Source organism: Paenibacillus sp. JSM ZJ436 (genome assembly GCF_044383795.1).
Classification (GTDB): domain Bacteria; phylum Bacillota; class Bacilli; order Paenibacillales; family Paenibacillaceae; genus Paenibacillus_AQ; species Paenibacillus_AQ algicola.
On record NZ_JBISEO010000005.1, the window covers coordinates 89,097 to 106,669 of the forward strand.

The 17,573-nt window shown below is 56.1% G+C and carries 13 protein-coding genes; 6 read left to right on the plus strand and 7 right to left on the minus strand.

All coding sequences use genetic code 11. From position 1 onward, the window contains the following. The first annotated feature begins 49 nt into the window (after positions 1 to 49). From ACH6EH_RS08550 to moaA, 3 genes are all read left to right on the plus strand, one after another. Positions 50 to 970 carry a TetR/AcrR family transcriptional regulator gene (locus tag ACH6EH_RS08550; protein ID WP_397331970.1) on the plus strand — a complete coding sequence of 307 codons (921 nt, stop codon included), beginning with the start codon at positions 50 to 52 and terminating at the stop codon, positions 968 to 970. A gap of 133 nt (positions 971 to 1,103) precedes the next feature. Further along, complete coding sequence (locus tag ACH6EH_RS08555) at positions 1,104 to 4,340, plus strand: efflux RND transporter permease subunit (RefSeq protein WP_397331971.1); 3,237 nt, start codon at positions 1,104 to 1,106, stop codon at positions 4,338 to 4,340. Positions 4,341 to 4,553: 213 nt separating this feature from the next. Next, entirely contained in the window at positions 4,554 to 5,558 is a 1,005-nt protein-coding gene (gene moaA / locus ACH6EH_RS08560; protein WP_397332130.1) for a GTP 3',8-cyclase MoaA, read from the plus strand. 103 nt (positions 5,559 to 5,661) lie between these two features. On the opposite strand, the gene mobA is transcribed toward moaA, so the two are convergent. Next, a complete protein-coding gene (gene mobA, locus ACH6EH_RS08565; RefSeq protein ID WP_397331972.1) occupies positions 5,662 to 6,282 on the minus strand; it encodes a molybdenum cofactor guanylyltransferase in 621 nt (206 codons plus the stop codon). A gap of 196 nt (positions 6,283 to 6,478) precedes the next feature. Here mobA and ACH6EH_RS08570 point away from each other — a divergent pair, with 196 nt between their 5' ends. Next, positions 6,479 to 7,723: an MFS transporter gene (locus ACH6EH_RS08570; protein ID WP_397332131.1), complete on the plus strand. Its 1,245-nt coding sequence runs from the start codon at positions 6,479 to 6,481 to the stop codon at positions 7,721 to 7,723. Between the two features lie 138 nt (positions 7,724 to 7,861). Here ACH6EH_RS08570 and ACH6EH_RS08575 read toward each other — a convergent pair whose 3' ends face one another. After that, positions 7,862 to 9,607 (minus strand): glutamine--tRNA ligase/YqeY domain fusion protein, encoded by a 1,746-nt coding sequence (locus ACH6EH_RS08575; protein WP_397331973.1) that lies wholly within the window; start codon positions 9,605 to 9,607, stop codon positions 7,862 to 7,864. Between the two features lie 239 nt (positions 9,608 to 9,846). Here ACH6EH_RS08575 and ACH6EH_RS08580 point away from each other — a divergent pair, with 239 nt between their 5' ends. Both ACH6EH_RS08580 and ACH6EH_RS08585 read left to right on the plus strand, forming a co-directional pair. Further along, complete coding sequence (locus ACH6EH_RS08580; protein WP_397331974.1) at positions 9,847 to 10,104, plus strand: DUF2164 domain-containing protein; 258 nt, start codon at positions 9,847 to 9,849, stop codon at positions 10,102 to 10,104. Between the two features lie 65 nt (positions 10,105 to 10,169). Further along, entirely contained in the window at positions 10,170 to 10,718 is a 549-nt protein-coding gene (locus ACH6EH_RS08585; RefSeq protein WP_397331975.1) for a GNAT family N-acetyltransferase, read from the plus strand. A gap of 203 nt (positions 10,719 to 10,921) precedes the next feature. Here the strand turns inward: ACH6EH_RS08585 and ACH6EH_RS08590 are convergent, their stop codons facing one another. From ACH6EH_RS08590 to ACH6EH_RS08610, 5 genes are all read right to left on the minus strand, one after another. Beyond that, positions 10,922 to 11,584: an MOSC domain-containing protein gene (locus ACH6EH_RS08590; RefSeq protein WP_138227321.1), complete on the minus strand. Its 663-nt coding sequence runs from the start codon at positions 11,582 to 11,584 to the stop codon at positions 10,922 to 10,924. Next, complete coding sequence (locus ACH6EH_RS08595; RefSeq protein ID WP_397331976.1) at positions 11,538 to 13,130, minus strand: methyl-accepting chemotaxis protein; 1,593 nt, start codon at positions 13,128 to 13,130, stop codon at positions 11,538 to 11,540. Before ACH6EH_RS08595 ends, ACH6EH_RS08590 begins: the two co-directional genes overlap by 47 nt. 125 nt (positions 13,131 to 13,255) lie before the next feature. Beyond that, entirely contained in the window at positions 13,256 to 13,753 is a 498-nt protein-coding gene (locus ACH6EH_RS08600; RefSeq protein WP_397331977.1) for a GNAT family N-acetyltransferase, read from the minus strand. A gap of 6 nt (positions 13,754 to 13,759) precedes the next feature. Then, entirely contained in the window at positions 13,760 to 15,004 is a 1,245-nt protein-coding gene (locus tag ACH6EH_RS08605; protein WP_397331978.1) for an MFS transporter, read from the minus strand. Between the two features lie 114 nt (positions 15,005 to 15,118). Further along, a complete protein-coding gene (locus ACH6EH_RS08610) occupies positions 15,119 to 17,182 on the minus strand; it encodes a molybdopterin-containing oxidoreductase family protein (protein ID WP_397331979.1) in 2,064 nt (687 codons plus the stop codon). Between the last annotated feature and the right edge of the window lie 391 nt (positions 17,183 to 17,573).

Here is a 17,573-nt window from a genome sequence, read left to right on the forward strand (position 1 = left end):
ACCGATGGGTCAATTCAAGAACTGACAGGTTCTTAAGAGGGGTGAAAGCTTGGCTGACAAGGCGACGGAGAAGCGTCAACAGATATTAAGCACAGCCCTTCAGCTCTTCTCCACGAAAGGATCCGCAGGCACCTCCATGCAGGAAATTGCAGAGGTGTGCGGCATGTCCAAAGGCAGTCTGTACTTGCATTTCAAGTCTAAAGAGGAGCTGGAGAGAAGCATCTACGAGTTTATTGCCCACCGAATTTGGGATGCGTTCGTGCAGGTGGAGCAGCAGACCGGCATCACCCCCCGGGAGCAGCTGCGCAAGCAGGCGGAAATTCTGCTCGTGCACTTTCTGGAGGTGCGGGAGTTTCTGCTCCGTCAGCTGTTCGAGTCCCCCGGCAAGCACCCGATGGATGTAGAAAGATGCTTTCAGAGTGAGCTGGTCCAGGCGCAGATCTGGTTCAAGAACAAGCTCTGCACGGTGTACGGAGAGGATATCGAGCCTTATACGATGGAAATCGCCATGTTTGTGACCGGTATGCTCGGTTCTTACATACGCTTTCTATTTGTTCCGGGACTGCCGCTGAACGTAGGCACCCTGGCCTCCCATCTGGTTACGATGCTGGAGGATGTCGCTGCCAGCCTGCTGCGCCGGCGTCCCGAGCCGCTCGTGTCTCTGGAGGTGTGGGAGTCGATGGGCTTGATTCCGCCAGAGAAGGCGTATCATACCCGGCATCCGCTCGTGGTGATCAAGGCCCTGCGAACCGAGCTCAAGCAGCTGCCGATGAATGCGGCTGACCGCAGTGATGCCTTGGAATCTCTGGATGTGCTGGAGCGCGAGCTGGTCGATTTACAGCCCCGGCGAGCTGTATTGAAGGGAATGCTTGCCAATCTCATGGAGATCGGACAAGGCGGAGAACTGCTAGAGGAGCTGAGAAGCACCCTGCAGAGCGTGACCGATTTCTTTTTGCCCGCCCAGAAGTAAGCCTGTGCTGCTGAAGCAGCACAGCCCCTGCCTTCTATAAGATGAAGCGCAGATGAACACGGTGTTTACAGCCCTGACCGGCTGGACAGAAAGATAAAGATTGTTATTTTGGAGAGGAGAGAAGCAACGTCCTATGAAAGGTCTTATTAATTTCTCACTTCGCAACAAGTTCGCCATCTGGCTGCTCACTATTATCGTTGTAGCCGGAGGTCTGTACAGCGGACTCACGATGAAGCAGGAAACCATCCCGAACATTAACGTACCGTTCCTGAACGTGACGGCCATTTATCCGGGTGCCGCGCCGGAAGGCGTCGTCCAGGATGTCAGCAAGCCGCTGGAGACGCGCCTTCGCAACGTAGACGGCGTGAAGACGGTGACCTCCACTTCCCTGGAGAATGCCGCGAATGTCACGATTGAGTTTAAGTATGGCGCAGATCTGGACAACGCGACAGCCGCGGTTCGGGAGGCGCTGAATGATGTGAAGCTGCCGGAGGGCGTGCAGAAGCCGCAGATTACCCGCTTCAGCCTGAATTCCTTCCCCGTCACATCGGTCAGCATCAGCAACAAGGAGAGCGATGATCTCGATGAGCTGACGCGAATCGTAGAGAACGACATCATCCCGGAGCTGGAGAAGCTGGAGGGCATATCTTCCCTGCAGGTGGCCGGTCAGTTTGTCAACGAGGTTCAATTAACCTTTGATCAGGACAAAATGGCTGAGCTGGGTCTGACCGAGGATACAGTCAAAGGCATTGTTCAAGGCTCTTCCATTTACGCTCCGCTGGGCCTGTTTGAAATGGACCAGTCTCAGAAAGCGGTCGCCGTGGACGGCGGCATTATCGGCATTGACGACCTGAACAACCTCGCGATTCCGGTTCTGCCGAGCGGTGCAGGCCAAGGCAGTGCGCCAGGCGCAGGCAATGCGCCGGAGGCGGGAGCTTCACCGGGTGCCGGTGCAGCAGGTCAAGGCGCTGCAGGTGCTGAAGGCCAGCAGCCGGCTGAAGGCGCAGCCCCAGCACCACAAGGCGCTGCAGGTCAGGGCGCTGCAGGTCAAGGTGCCGCTAACCCGGCAGCCGCCGGTATTCCTACCGTTAAGCTGAGCGAGATCGCTGCCATTGAGGTGATCGGCAAGGCCGAATCCATCTCCCGCACGAACGGCAGCGAGTCGATCGGCATCCAGGTTATTAAGGCTAACGATGCCAATACTGTGGATGTCGTCAATGCGGTAAAAGACAGGATTGCAGAGCTTTCCGAGCTGTACCCGGGAACCGAAATGACGATTATGCTCGACCAGGGCAAGCCGATTGAGAATTCTGTGCATACGATGCTCTTCAAAGCATTGTACGGCGCCCTGTTCGCAGTCATTATCATCTTGATCTTCCTGCGTAATATCCGTTCCACCATTATCTCGATTATTTCGATTCCATTGTCGCTCCTGATCGCTGTTCTGTGTCTGCGTCAAATGGACATCACCCTGAACATGATGTCACTCGGCGCCATGACGGTTGCAATCGGCCGGGTTGTCGACGACTCCATTGTTGTTATCGAGAACATTTACCGCCGGATGTCTCTTTCCACCGAGAAGCTGAAGGGCCGTGAGCTTATCAGTGCGGCTACGCGTGAAATGTTCGCGCCAATTATGTCCTCGACTATCGTCACCATCGCGGTATTCCTGCCGCTGGTGCTCGTCAGCGGTATGGTGGGCGAGCTGTTCATTCCTTTTGCCCTGACGATGGTATTCGCCCTGCTGGCTTCTCTGCTCGTCGCCGTTACGCTCGTTCCGGCGCTGGCACACAGCCTGTTCAGCAAAGGCCTTAAGAACAAGCATAACCATGAAGAGAAGCCAGGCGGCCTTGCCCTCAGATACCAGAAGATTCTGAGATGGTCGCTGAACCACAAGCTCGTCACCTTCGGCCTCGCCGTCGTGCTGCTTGTCGGCAGCTTGTTCCTGACCCCGTTCCTCGGCGTCAGCTTCCTGCCGGAGCAGGAAGATAAGTATGTGATGGTCACCTACAGTCCGCAGCCGGGCGACCGTCTGGAGGATGTGGAAGAGCGCGCTCTGGAAGCGGAGAAGCTGATCCTGGAGCAGGATCATGTTCAGAACATGCAGTACTCCATTGGCGGCAGCAACCCGCTGGGTATGGGCTCCTCCAATTCCGGACTGTTCTACGTCTTGTATGATCCGGAAACAGAGAACTTCGAGGATGTTAAAGCGCAGCTGATCGAGGATCTGGAGCAGCGCGTTCCGGAAGGCGAATGGACCAATATGGATATGGGCGGCTTCGGCGGCTCGCAGCTCACGATCAATGTGTTCGGAGACTCGCTGGAGCAGCTCAAGCCTGTAGCGGACCAGATTCTGAAGCTGACGCAGCAAGACACCGCGAATTTCGAAAATGCGGAATCCAGCTTGTCGGAAGCCTACAGCCAGTACACTCTGGTTGCAGATCAGGAGAAGCTGAGCTCCTTGGGCCTCACGGCCGGACAGCTGGCAATGAAGCTGAGCCCGGTGCGCGAGCGTCCGGTGCTGACCGAAATTCAGATCGAAGACAAGACGTATGAGGTCTATATCGAAGCAGATAACGAGACCTATAACAGCATCGAAGAGATTCAGAATGAAACACTTACCTCTCCGCTCGGTATTGAAGTACCTATTAAAGATGTGGCCACCGTGGAAGAAGGAACGTCACCGGACACCATCACCCGGATGGACGGCAAAATGACCGTAACCGTGAACGCCGACTTCGTGACCGATGATATCGGCAGTGCTTCTGCGAAGCTGCAGGAAGAAGTCGAGGCTATAGATCTGCCGGACGGTATTTCTGTATCCTTCGGCGGTGCCACCGAGCAGATTAATGACACCTTTGGCCAGCTTGGCCTGGCTATGCTGGCAGCCATCGCGATCGTGTACTTCGTACTCGTCGTTACCTTTGGCGGTGCACTGGCTCCATTTGCCATTCTGTTCTCACTACCGTTTATCGTCATCGGTGCGATCGTTGCCCTGCTCATCACCAAAGAAACGCTTAGCGTCTCTGCATTGATGGGTGTGCTGATGCTGATCGGTATCGTCGTCACGAACGCGATCGTTCTCATCGACCGCGTGATTCACAAGGAGCGCGAGGGTCTCTCAACACGAGAAGCGCTTCTGGAAGCTGGCGCAACCCGCCTGCGTCCAATTCTGATGACGGCCCTGGCTACAATCGGCGCCTTGCTGCCGCTTGTATTCGGCTGGGAAAACAGTGCGGGCATCATCTCTCGCGGCCTCGGCATTACGGTTATCGGCGGTCTGATCAGCTCCACGCTGCTGACGCTGGTCGTCGTGCCGATCGTATACGAATTCCTGATGAAATTCAGCCGCAAGCGGCACGTCGAATAAGACCCACTGCTGCCCTCAGGCCCTAACACGAAGAGCCGCCCCCCACAGATGCTTGGGATCTGTCGGGGGCGGCTCTTTTTCCTGAACACTTTACTCCAGCCCCCAAGACATAGAGGGGAATTGTTTGTTAATATAAAGAGGTGTCCACATCAAGAACAACCAAGGCTTGCTGCAGAATACAACTCAACCAAGCCTGCAAAAGGAGGATTGCCGATCATGAAGCCGTTAACGGATTCCTTTGGCCGCGTTCACGATTATATCCGTATTTCGGTCACCGACCGCTGCAATCTGCGCTGTGTGTACTGCATGCCTGCCGAAGGGATGGAGTTTCAGCCGCATGACGAAATTATGACCTATAAAGAGATCACGGCCGTTCTTCGCGTGCTCGCTCCCATGGGCGTATCCAAGGTGCGCCTTACCGGCGGAGAGCCGCTCGTCCGCAAGGATTTGGAGCAGCTGGTAGCGATGATCTCGGCCATTGACGGGATTGAGGATATTTCGCTGACCACCAATGGCATGTTTCTACCGGCGAAGGCCGAAGCACTCCAAAAAGCGGGCCTGACCCGTATTAATATCAGCCTGGATTCACTGCAGCAGGAGCGGTTCGCCTCCATTACCCGCGGGGGAGATGTCCAGCGCGTGCTGGATGGCATCGAAGCCGCTTACCGTGCGGGACTGGACCCGATCAAGCTCAATGTGGTGTTAATGAAGGGCTTTAACCAGGACGAAATCAAGGATTTCATTGCGATGACCTTGGACCGTCCGCTGCATGTCCGCTTTATAGAATACATGCCGATCGGTCAGTCTTCAGAAGAATGGCGCCGGACCTATCTGCCGCTCAGCCATGTTACCGAGGTGTGTGAGGAGGCCGGCTGGAGCGTCGCTCCGCATGAAGGCCCCGGCGGGAACGGGCCGTCCCGGAACCTGAAGGTGAAGGGCGCACAAGGCACGTTCGGTTTGATTCATCCGGTCAGTGAGCATTTCTGCGATTCCTGCAATCGACTGCGCCTGACCGCTGACGGCAACATCAAGGCGTGCCTCTACTGGTCCGATGAGCTGAACGTTCGCAGGGTCGCCCATGATCCAGCTTCGATTGAAGCTCTGTTTCGCAAGGCGCTGGGTGAGAAGCCGCAGAACCATGAAATGGCGCTGGCGCTGGAAAAAAAAGCACAGAGCCACACGCCGACCGGACGCCGGATGTCTCAAATCGGCGGCTAAAGAAGCAGCCCCCGTCCTCATATGTAATGAAAAGGGGCCCTTTACCATAAATAACCACCGAAACACAGGGCTGACCGCCTTGTCTTCCGGTGGTTATTTGTAGTTATAGGCGGTGAAGTCCTTTCAAACACTCGTAATCGTTCGGCTCGTTCATGTTGAATAATCCTTCACGCCAGCGGTGAAGGCTTTCGCACAACGCCAGCTCTTCGAGAGGCACCCGCTTCACCGTCAGGTCACCCAGAGCATCCATCAGCCGCAGCTCCCCGCGCTGCAAGCGCTGCTCCATCACAGTCGCTGCGCTGTCGTGATAGGCTGCGAACAGCGGCTGAGGCCGTCCCTCCGCCATCGGCACCACAGCCTGTACCTTCTCCATCGGTGTCAGGCTGCGGACCATCCGCGCCAGATCGCTCGCCATGCCCGCCGTAACAAGAGGCATATCGCAAGCTGACACGAGGCTCCAGGGGGTCCTGGCCGCCTTCAAGCCGGCGTGCAGGCCAGCGAGCGGGCCTTGGCCAGGATACTGATCCTCGACCCTTGGAAGGCCGAGAAAGTCATAGCTGCGAGAAGCATTCGCAGAAATCAGCAGGTCTGAACAGGCCACAGACAGCGCGCTCTGCACCTGCTCGATACAGGAGAGACGGCCGAAGCGCAGCAGCGCCTTATCCTGTCCCATCCGCCGGGAGCGTCCGCCCGCAAGCAGAATGCCTGTTATAGACTCCGCCATCTCCATTTTCCTCCTTTCGTAAACAAGCTGTCTGACCCAAAGCCTTATCAGCCGTAGAGCATACTTAACTCACAATATGATAATAATTGTAAAAGTGTATACAATATGGTTTGTATCCCTTTACAATGCGTGATACATTGAAGAAGATATCCGGTCTGTGGCCGGACTGTTGATGTGCATCTTCAGTGTGAAAGGAATGACCCATTTGCGGGATCAAGATCACAGCCATCCGTCCTTACCTTCGTTAAAAATGTTCAACTTCTTCATCTATGGCGCGATGGTCATCTTTACCGGCTTCTTTCAGCTTTATTTGCAGGATATCGGGATGGACAAGCTGGAAATCGGCAGTCTGATGGCGATCGCTCCGTTTGTATCGATCCTCGCCAATCCCTTCTGGGGATACCGCGTTGACAGAGCCAGCAGCCTGAAGCGCGTGCTGCTGTTCATGATGGCGGGGGCTTTGATATCGGTTCAATTTGTTTTTCAGGCGAATACATATGTTTTTATTTATATATCTATGATTTTCTTTTATTTTTTTCAGATCCCGATCTTTTCTCAGAGCAACACGCTCATTCTGAACTATATCGACGGCACGCCGCTGAAGTTCGGCGCGTTCCGCCTGTGGGGCTCTCTTGGCTGGGCGCTGACGGCCGTCGCGGTCGGCCCCGTCATTGAGCGGCTGGGCACCGGGCGCATTTCCTTTGTCTTTTCGGCGATGCTGATCATCTCGGCACTATTCATCTGGGTGCTTCCGGATATTCAAAAGAGCGCGCATACCGCTACCGTCAGCTTCAAGGGCGTGACGCGGCTGTTTCTGAATCCGTACTTTACGGGCTTTATTCTGCTGGGCATTCTGGTCTCCATCCCCAGCACCGCCAACAATACGTTTATGTCCCTGTACATTCTGGAGCTTGGAGGCAGCACGGAAACCGTGGGCCTGGCCCTCTTCCTCTCCTCCGTCTTCGAGGTGGCGGTGTTTCTGCTGTTCGACCGGTTCCTGAAACGTAAGATCAGCGTTCTCGTCGCCTGCCTGGCCGTCGTCAGCCTGCTGTTCTCGCTGCGCTGGCTGCTGATGGCTGAGGCCTCCTCCCCGCTGGAGGTCGCGTTCATTCAACTGCTGCACTGTATCACCTTCGGGGGATACTTCTATGTCGGCACCCAGCTGACGATGCTGTTCGTGCCCCGGCCATTCCGTGCGACAGGACAAGCGCTGTATACTCTGTCCTGGAGCGGGATCTCCGGCGTCATTGGCGGCATTGCCGGCGGCTGGATCTTCCAAAGCTTCGGCGCCCAGACCATGTACCGCACGGGCATGATGCTTGCCCTGATCGGCGCCTTCGGCTTTGGGTGGATGTGGTTCCTGCTCCGCACCCAAGGCTACCAGCCGCAGGTGGTGGAGTCGTGGGACGCCGAGGAGGACGAGGAGGAGGAACCGCGATAGCTGCTCTTTGGATAGCTTATGAAGAAAAGGCCCCCTGCCTGAGCAGCCGGGGCCTTTTCTTTATGGATTGATGCTCCTCATCATAGCTGATTCCTGTTCCCAAGGCCCGGATGCTCAAGCCTTTGCCTGCGCGGCAGCTTAGGCCTTGGGCAGCTGGAAGGAGCTTTTGAGGGAAACGACCCGGTTAAAGACCGGCTGACCGGGCTTCGAGTACCGGGAATCCACGTTAAAGTACCCATGGCGGAAGAACTGGAACTTGTCCTGTGGGCGGGCTTCCTTCATCTCCGGCTCTACAAACCCATGCACAATCTCCAATGAGTTCGGATTGATGTGGTCCAGGAAGGATTTCTCCGGAGAGGCCTCGGCCTGCATCCCCTCCTCGGCAGTGACGTCTCCTGCTACCTGCGGCTGCACCTCTGCCTCCGCCTCGGCCTCTTCCTCCAGAATCAAAGGCTCGTACAGGCGGAACTCCGCAGGAACCGCTTGAGAAGCCTCTACCCAGTGAATGGTGCCCTTCACCTTGCGTCCGGTAAAGCCACTGCCGCTCTTCGTTTCGGGATCGTAGGTGCAGTGCAGCTCAACCACCTTGCCGTTCTCGTCCTTGATCACCTCATTGCACTTGATGAAGTACGCATGCTTCAGACGCACCTCATTGCCCGGGAACAGCCGGAAATATTTGCTCGGCGGGTCCTCCATGAAATCCTCCTGCTCAATGTAGATTTCACGGGAAAAAGGAATCTGCCGCACGCCCATCTCCGGGTTCTCCGTATTGTTCTCTGCATCCAGCCACTCCACCTGTCCTTCCGGATAGTTGGTAATGACCACCTTCAGCGGGTCCAATACAGCCATCGTGCGCGGCGCCTTCAGCTTCAGATCCTCGCGGATGAAATGCTCCAGCATCTGGCGGTCCACCGTGCCATACGCCTTGGAAATGCCCGTCTCATATACAAAGCTGCGGATCGCTTCCGGGGTAAAGCCCAGGCGGCGCATTCCTGAAATGGTCGGCATGCGCGGATCATCCCAGCCGTCTACCATGTTCTCATCCACCAGCAGCTTCAGCTTCCGCTTGCTCGTGACCGTCTGCTGCAGATTCAAGCGCCCGAACTCATATTGATGCGGTGCCGCTTCCATCTCGCATTCGGCAACGACCCAGTCATAGAAGGGGCGCTGATCCTCAAACTCCAGGGAGCAAAGGGAGTGCGTGATGCCTTCTATGGCGTCCTCCAGCGGATGGGCGAAGGCATACATCGGATAGATGCACCACGTATCGCCGGTGTTATGGTGATGTGCATGGGCAATTCGGTAAATGACGGGATCGCGCAGATTAATGTTCGGGGAGGACATGTCGATTTTGGCGCGGAGTACCTTTTCCCCGTTACCAAATTCGCCGGCTCGCATGCGGCTGAACAAATCCAGATTCTCCTCGACACTGCGATTGCGGTATGGGCTGTTCTGACCCGGCTCAGTCAGCGTACCCCGGCTCATGCGGATTTCGTCGGCACTCTGATCATCCACGTAGGCCTTGCCTTTTTGAATCAGAATGACGGCGCGCTTGTACATTTCCTCGAAATAATCCGATGCAAAACGCAGCTCCTCCCACTCATAGCCCAGCCACTTCACATCTTCCTTGATGGAGTTAACATACTCCGTATCTTCCTTCAGCGGGTTCGTATCGTCCAGGCGCAGGTGGGTTCTTCCTCCGAATTCGTCCGCCAGCGCGAAATTAATCCAGATGGCCTTGGCATGGCCGATATGAAGGTAGCCGTTCGGCTCCGGCGGAAAACGGGTGACCACATGCTTGACCTTTCCGGATTTGAGATCTTCAGCAATAATATTTTTAATGAAATTGGAGGGTGTTGCCGGATGGTTCTCCACGTTAATCAACCTTTCATCCTGTAAATTCTCTCTCTGGCAAACCTGAATCTGAATGGCGGCGCCGAAAAAGCGGGCTCTATATCCTGTATAAGCCTGTTTCTCTTAAATATACCTGCTTGAGCTGTATTGTTCAAGGAAACCCAAGGGCGATCTGCCCGTGGCGGCTGAGGATCTGAGCTTTGACGAATTCCTTTTCATTAGGGTAGCATGGAAGAAACTAGTTAATAAGAAAGGTAGGAATGTAAACCATGAAGCCTCTGAAGCTGCCAAAAGAGCAGCGCGAAGCCATGATCCGCGAGATTCAGGAGTATTTTCAATACGAGCGAGAAGAAGAGCTTGGTGAGCTTGGCGCAGGTAATCTGCTTGATTTCTTCCTGACAACAGCCAGCCCGTACATATACAACCAGGCTCTTGAGGACTGTAGAAGCCTCACTGCACGGCATATGGTATCTCTAGAGGAAGATATATATGCATTGGAACAAACGGTACATGCAAGACGAAGGTAATTCCCAGCCCCTTCCACGAAACCGTGGTCGGAGCTCATTTTAGTTTATTGTAAAGGAGTTATCTTATGTTTACCTATGCGTTGGATGATCATGTTGAGCTGCGTCCGCTCTCACCTGAGCAGGCGAGAGCGCTTTATGAGCTGATTGATGACTGCAGGGACTGGCTGCGCCAATGGCTTCCCTGGGTAGACTCGGTCAAAGAGGTGTCTGACAGCACGAATTTCATCAAAGGCGCGCTGGCCCAGGGCACCGAGAACGGCGGCCTCACTGCCGGCATCTGGGTACGGGAGGAGCTCGCCGGTATCATTTCCTACCACGAGATCGACTGGAACAACCGCTCGGTCGGCATCGGCTACTGGCTGGGCAAGCCATATCAGGGACAAGGCCTGATGAGTACAGCCTGCCGGGTATTCACTGACCATGCGCTCATGCGCATGGGGCTGAATCGGGTGGAGATCCGCTGTGCCACGGCCAACCGCCGCAGCCGCGCAATCCCGGAGCGGCTGGGGTTCGTGCTGGAAGGCATTGTCCGCGAAGCCGAGAAGCTGCCGCAGGGCTATGTCAATCATGCCGTGTATGGCATGATCCGCAGTGACTGGCTGCGGCTGCGCTGACGCCGTGCCCTGCCAGCAGCCAGGGCGGCGATGCATTGCGGCTTGAGATATTTCCGCCGCAGCCTGCAGCAAGGGGCGCCAGGTGCGTGATGACTCGGCTGTAATCGCCGGGAATCAACGCCACTGGTGCCCCTTTTTATGCGTGGTGCTCCCTGTATATTGGAAGCGCTCGGGTCTGATCCGCGAGGATCAGATCCTGCGCTTTACTCCGTCTGCTCTTGACTCGCCAGCTTCCCCAGCAGCTTCTGCAGTTGCACCCGCACGACCTCTGACAGTCGATCCAGCGCCAGGATGCGCTCCAGCACCTCCGCCCGCCGCTCCTGGCCTGCCATGGCGTACAGCACCTCCCGCACAGAGATGCGGTCCGGTTGAGCCTGCACCGGTATCAGCTCGTCTCCTGCCGATACGCTTCCCTCCTGCAGCACCCGCAGATAGAAGCCGCTGTAGCCGGTCGCAAGTACCTGCGCTGGCAGCTCCTTGATCCCGTGCTTCTGGGACAGCTTAAAGCATGGGTACCGGGGCTGGCTGACCTCCACCACGGCTTCTCCGACACGGTACACATCCCCGATGTACACCTCATCCTCCAGCAGCCCGGTTACCGTAAAGTTCTCTCCGAATGCAGCCGGCCCCATCGTCTTGCCGAGGACGCTCTCCCAGTAGGCATAATGCTCCAATGGATAGACACACACCGCTTTATCCGGGCCTCCGTGATGAACACGGTCGGCCTGACCGTCTCCCTCCAGCTGCTCTTGTCCCAGATACAGTGGACCAGGCACCGGCTGCTTGTAAATACCGGTAAGGAGCGGCTTCCCGTTGTACTCAACCTCTACCGGCCTGCCTGCATTCAGCGCTTGAATGACTGCCATGTTGGTTGGTCTCCTTTCCTGCTTGCTCCTGAACAACGGACATTTCACTGCCCTCCGCCAAGCTCTGCAGCCGGGTAATCATGGATTCCAGCTCGCCGAACGCACCGGCAATGCTGGCCGTCGAAGCGGTCTGTCCTTCAAATCCGGCAGAGAGCTGCTGCAGGGAAGCACTGGTCTGCTCGATCACTGTAGAGATGGCATCAATATCTCCCAGGCTCGCCTGCGTGTTCTCCTCCAGCTTCTTGAGCATGCTCTCGATTTCAAGCGATTTGGAAGAGACCATCCGGGCATCTTCCAGAATGCTGCTGAAAAAGGATGTCGTCCCCTGCGCAATGCTCTGTACCTGGGCTGCCGTTTCAATGCCCCGGCCGACCTTGTCCGAGACAACACTCGTCTGCTGCTCAATCCGGGTCAGCACCTCGGCAATACGGAACATTTCCTGCTCCGCATCGCTGGAGAGCTTCCGGATCTCCTGGGCAATCACGTGAAAGCCCCGCCCGTGCTCGCCCGAGCGAGCCGCTTCAATTCCAGCATTGAGCGCGAGAATGCTCGTATTCTTGACGATCGCTTTAATGCTCTCCAACACGAGATGAATCTGCTCGCTGTATTCCCGCAGCGCGGACATCTCAGAGTGGGTTTCCCCCATAATATCGTCAATGCGGTGCATATTATGCTGCAGCTTCTCCAGCTGCTTCCCGCCTTCCTCCGTTGCAGTCACGGAGGCATCGGAAAGCTGCCGCATGGCTGCTGTCTCTGTGGAGATCGCTCCCAGGAAGGTTCCGGCCTGCTGCATGCTGCCATTGACCGAGGACAAGCTTTCGGCCTGCACGGCCGCACCCTTCGTAATTTCGCCCAATCCCTCAGACAGCTGGACGCCAATGCTCTCATTGCGGTCTACATCAACCTTCAGGCTCTGCCCGAACGCCTCCAGTCCAAGAACAGACTCCCGCACCATGTCCAGCACGGCATCCGATTTTCTCTTCTCCACGACGACGTCGGATAGCAAGCGCCGCCCCATCAGGCAGACGGTCACGGCAATCGCGTTCACCATGATCAGCACAAGCACATCAATGGCCGCGTCCAGTAGCGGAACCTCCGACAGCTTCGGATTCAAGAGCAGCTGGCCAACGAGTATGATTAAAGAATATGCCGCTGCCAGCAGGCTCAGCCGTTGGTTCAGATAAATCAGCGACAGGGCCACATAGATGTACACAATATTACCTGAAGAAGCCGAGGGCACGAACGTAATCAGCGTACAACCGAGGGTAAAGCAAATGCTGACAAGGAAATATTTCCCTTGAGGCCGGGTGCCATACATCCGCTGGGCCAGCACAAGCAGCGGTGCGAAGATGGCCAGCGCGATCGTTAATGCTGTTGCATCGGACAACGATACCATCTGAACCCCGTAGAACAGCCAGAAAATAAACGGACAGACCGCGATCAAAATTAAAATAGTCCGGTACAAAAGCTTGGATGCCAGCATTTCATAATCTGTCATTTGCGAACGCTCGGATGTCAAAAACAGCTCCTTGATGTTGGTGTTCAAATCATTTCGCCCCAATCCATGAATAGGTTATAAGCAATTATAGATTATCATCGTCAATCTTTCATTCTCTTTTAATGGAACCCATAAAAAAACAGCCCCGAGCTGATCAGGACTGTCCCGCCGCCTCATAAGAAGCAGGCCATCAGTATATCATCCACGTATTGACCTTTGACATGGTATTCACGGACAAGGCGTCCTTCCTCCTGAAAGCCACAGGTCCGGTAAAAGGCAGCCGCAGCTTCATTGCTGGACAGCACGCGCAGGCGCAGCTTCAGCTTGCCTTCCCGCCGGGCAAAGGCCTTGAAGGCTGTCATCAGCCTCACGCCGATGCCCCGGCGGCGATACTGACGGTCCACGGCAATCCAAAGCTCATATACATGCTGGCTGCTATCCAGCTCCGTAGGCGCTTTGAAGCCCAGGTACCCGGCCAGGGTGCCATCCCCCGTCTCCGCCACCAGCTGCTGCCCGGGGGGACAGTGAAGCAGATACTGCTCCCGGGATTCCCAGACCAGCGGCTGCGGCGCTGTACGGTGATCCCACACCTGATGATCCAGCTCCATCAGCCGGCCGGCATCCTTCAAGGCAGAGAAGCGGATCATGAGCGTATCCAGATCCGTATTCATCTTTCTTTACTCCCCCCTTAAGGAAGATGTTTCCATGCCCGGCACCCGCCGCGCATGGATGACAAACGACAGGAAGGACAGCACCGCCATGGCGGCAGCCAGCCAGGCCACAGGTTTCAGCCCGCCTCCATCATAGAGGATTCCCATGGCATAGGGACCGAACACCCGGCCCGCCGAGCCCATCCCTCCAGCCACCCCGATGTAGAACGGGGCTGCTTTTCCTGCGCGCTCCGCAATAAATGACGGAATTGCCGGCGAGACCAGCATCTCGCCCAGTGTAGCCAGCACCATCGCGAGCACGAAGCCCGGATAGCTGCCGGTCAGCACGATGACCAGATACGACAGCAGGTAGAAGACCGCGCTGACCGACATCTGCGAGGTATCCCTGCGCGCAAAGCTGGACTTGATCCAGCTCGTCAGCGGCTGTGCCGCAAAGATCAGAATTCCGTTCAGTGTCCATAAATAGCCGAAGGATGCCTTCGACATGCCCTCTGAAATGATATGCGGTGAAATGCCGGTATTCCAGATGGAATTGCCGAACCACATGAACAGGGAGCCCAGTCCGAGGAACAAATAAATCCGGGTGTTCCGCAGCAGGACCCAGACGCCGCCACGGCTGCCTGGAGGAACGGGTCTCTTGAGCTTGGGGCGGCCTTCGGCTTCCTCTTGGAGAGTCGGCTCCTTCAGGTCGGTCCGGCTTAAATAAGACAGGAAAAAGAAAGCGAATCCGGCCGATGTCAGCCCGTTCCCTACAAAGCTGACATCATAAGAGATTTCAGCCAGGAAGCCGCTCAGCGCGGTTCCCACTGCAACTCCAATATTGTTCGCCACATAGACGACATTGAACAATTCGCCGCGCCGGTCTGCAAAGCGGAAGCCGATGAACGCCTGGATGGCCGGCATCGACATGGCGCTGAACAAGCCGATCAGCAGCATAATAGGAAGCAGCATGGGCCAGTACCCGTCAATGAAGGGTAGAGAGAACAGGCCCATCGCATTGAGCAGGAGCGAGCCGACAATAAGCTTTTTTACGCCGATCCGGTGATACAGCGCACCGCCAAGCAGCTGCCCGGCGATCCCGCCCGCCGATTGCAGCAGAATGACCAGGCCTGCATCCTGCATGCTGCGCCCCAGCTCATCGAACACATACATCGTCGTCAGCGGCCACATTAACGAGCCGCCGGCCGAGTTAACCAGACTTGCGGCCAGGAAGCCCTTGACTTCCTTCGGGTACGAATTTAAGAATCTCATGAGAACAGCCTCTTTGATTTCATAATAGGTGTGATTATTGTGAATTCACTCCAGCAAGGCATAAATTCCACGAGAATCAGTATGTCGTACACAAGCTTTGGCGCGCAAGCACACTCAGTGACGCTTTACATCGACAACAGTGGAGAAAAACACCGCGCCCTCCCCTAAATCCGACAGCCGGTCAGGGGTGAGGGCATTGGCGCGCTGACGCCGGCCATTGCCGTCCCACCACAGCCCCTGGCTCACCACAGTGCCGGGAAGCATCTTGTCTGACACCTTTGCCCGGGCCTCGTACACGCCGCGGTCATTATATACCGTCACTTCATCCCCGTCCTCAATGCCGCGCTCTGCAGCATCCTCCGGATGAATCTGCAGGAACGGCTCCTTCTCCAGCTTCTGGTGCTTCGGCACATTGGCGAAGGTCGAGTTCAGGAAATTATGGTTTGGCGGTGAGATGAACATTAGCGGATAGCGATTTCCTTTTCCCCTGCGGACGCCGTCATAGCCCTCTTTGAGCGGAATGTACGTGGGCAGGGGCGGGAGCCCGGCGGCTTCCAGCGCTGCGGAATAGAGCTCGATTTTGCCGGATGCTGTAGGCAGCTGTTCCAGAAAAGTCTCGTAAGGCGTCATATCCAGCTTCACGCGCCGGTGCTCCTTCAGGCCATCCCAGGTTACGCCGTTCAGATAAGGGTTGTGCGGATACTCCAGGCCCTTTGTGATCATGTCCTGTTCACTCTCATTAAAGGCAGGATCCTCAAAGCCCATCGCCCGGCCCAGGGCGGCGAAGAGCTCGACGTTGCTGCGGCTCTCTCCCACTTTGGGAATAACCGGCTCCTGAAGCTGAATATATTGGTGCCAGTATGAGCCGTATACGTCGGTGTTCTCAAAGGTAGAGGTCGCCGGCAGCACGATATCTGCGTATTTGGCTGTGTCCGTCATGAACAGATCATGCACAACAGTGAACAGGTCCTCCCGGGCGAAGCCCGCCTTGACCCGTTCGGCATCCGGCGCTACGACCAGCGGATTGCTGCAGTACACGAACACCGCCTTCACCGGCTTCTCCTCCATAGCCAGCGCCTCCCCGATTCGGTTCATGTTGATGACCCGGGCATCGGGATTCGGCCGCAGATCCGGACGCTCCAGCGCCTCGCTATTCATGTTGCTGTAGCCGCCATTGGATTTGGACGCGCCGCCGCCCCGCTTCTGCCAGTGACCGGTCAAGGCGGGCAGACAGGCTACGCTCCGCACAGCCATTCCGCCATTGTCATGGTGCTGCAGCCCGTTGCCGATATGAATATAGGCGGCCTCGGCCTGACCGTACAGGGTCGCCAGCTTCTCAATATCTGCAGCCGGAATTCCGGTGATAGAAGATACATGCTGCGGCGTATATTGCTTCACATGCTCCCTCAGCTCCTGATGGCCCAGCGTATAGCGTTCCAGAAACGGCTCATTCACCAGTCCATCCCGGAACAGGACATGCATCATGCCTGCAGCGAGCGCACTGTCTGTGCCGGGGTGCAGCGGAATGAACCAGTCGGCCCACTGCCCCGTCTGATTCTTGTGTACGTCAATGACGACAACCTTCGCTCCGTTCTTCCGAGCCTTCTCAGCCAATACGACCTGGTGCATGTTCGTGCTGACAATATTGCCGCCCCAGACCAGAATCACATCCGCATCCACGGTCTCCTCCGGTACAGTCCCCCGATTGGCGCCCATGACGGAAATCCAGCCTGCATTGCCGGCCGCGTTACAGATCGTCTGCTTCAGCTTGCTCGCACCCAGCGCATTAAAAAACCGGCGGTCCATGCCGTCCACACTGAGCACACCCATATTGCCGTAGAAGCTGTACGGCAGGATGCTCTCCGATCCGTATTCCTCAATCAGGCTGCGGTAGCGGCTTGTAATTTCCGTAATGGCTTCCTCCCAGGTAATCTCTTCAAAATTCCCCTCTCCCTTGGCTCCGACCCGCCGCAGCGGATACAGCAGCCGCTCGGGATGATAAATCCGCTCGGCCATATGGCGCACCTTATTGCAGATTGCTCCCTGGGTGATGGGGTGCTCCGGATCTCCGGTCACTTTTACAATTCTGCCTTCCTGCTTATGCAGCAGCAGCCCGCATGTATCCGGGCAGTCCAGCGGACATACCGCCGGGAAGACGCCTTCCTTCTCGTGAATCATCTATGTCGTCATCCTCTCGTCTCGTACCCCGATGCCATCCTTGATATGACAATATTCTACCCCTTATCTTAGAACGAAATCCGGGATGCCGTAAAGCGGGAAGAGCGCCCGAAATATTTTTTGACAAAATATGCACCCCCCTGTTTCATCCCTCGGTGCGCCGGGTAATTTGGTATCAACAGCAAGAGGAGGAACCCAGACCCTTTCTCTCCTTGCCGTATCATGGACCACTCCCAAAAAAATTCGCCGCAACGAGTTTCTTCCCCCGAAACTCGATGCGGCGAATTTGTTTTTTGTGTCTGTTTCATCTTTAAAGCAAAGGCTGCCCCAAGAGAAGATGTTCATCTTCCGGGACAGCCTTTTTTAATGGCTTATGCCGCATATACCGTTT

Coding starts and splice junctions, on each gene's coding strand:
- ACH6EH_RS08610 (WP_397331979.1), bottom strand. CDS start 17,182: ATGATTCACGAGAAGGAAGGCGTCTTCCCGGCGGTATGTCCGCTGGAC.
- ACH6EH_RS08570 (WP_397332131.1), top strand. CDS start 6,479: ATGACCCATTTGCGGGATCAAGATCACAGCCATCCGTCCTTACCTTCG.
- mobA (WP_397331972.1), bottom strand. CDS start 6,282: ATGGCGGAGTCTATAACAGGCATTCTGCTTGCGGGCGGACGCTCCCGG.
- ACH6EH_RS08555 (WP_397331971.1), top strand. CDS start 1,104: ATGAAAGGTCTTATTAATTTCTCACTTCGCAACAAGTTCGCCATCTGG.
- ACH6EH_RS08605 (WP_397331978.1), bottom strand. CDS start 15,004: ATGAGATTCTTAAATTCGTACCCGAAGGAAGTCAAGGGCTTCCTGGCC.
- ACH6EH_RS08590 (WP_138227321.1), bottom strand. CDS start 11,584: ATGGCAGTCATTCAAGCGCTGAATGCAGGCAGGCCGGTAGAGGTTGAG.
- ACH6EH_RS08585 (WP_397331975.1), top strand. CDS start 10,170: ATGTTTACCTATGCGTTGGATGATCATGTTGAGCTGCGTCCGCTCTCA.
- ACH6EH_RS08580 (WP_397331974.1), top strand. CDS start 9,847: ATGAAGCCTCTGAAGCTGCCAAAAGAGCAGCGCGAAGCCATGATCCGC.
- ACH6EH_RS08600 (WP_397331977.1), bottom strand. CDS start 13,753: ATGAATACGGATCTGGATACGCTCATGATCCGCTTCTCTGCCTTGAAG.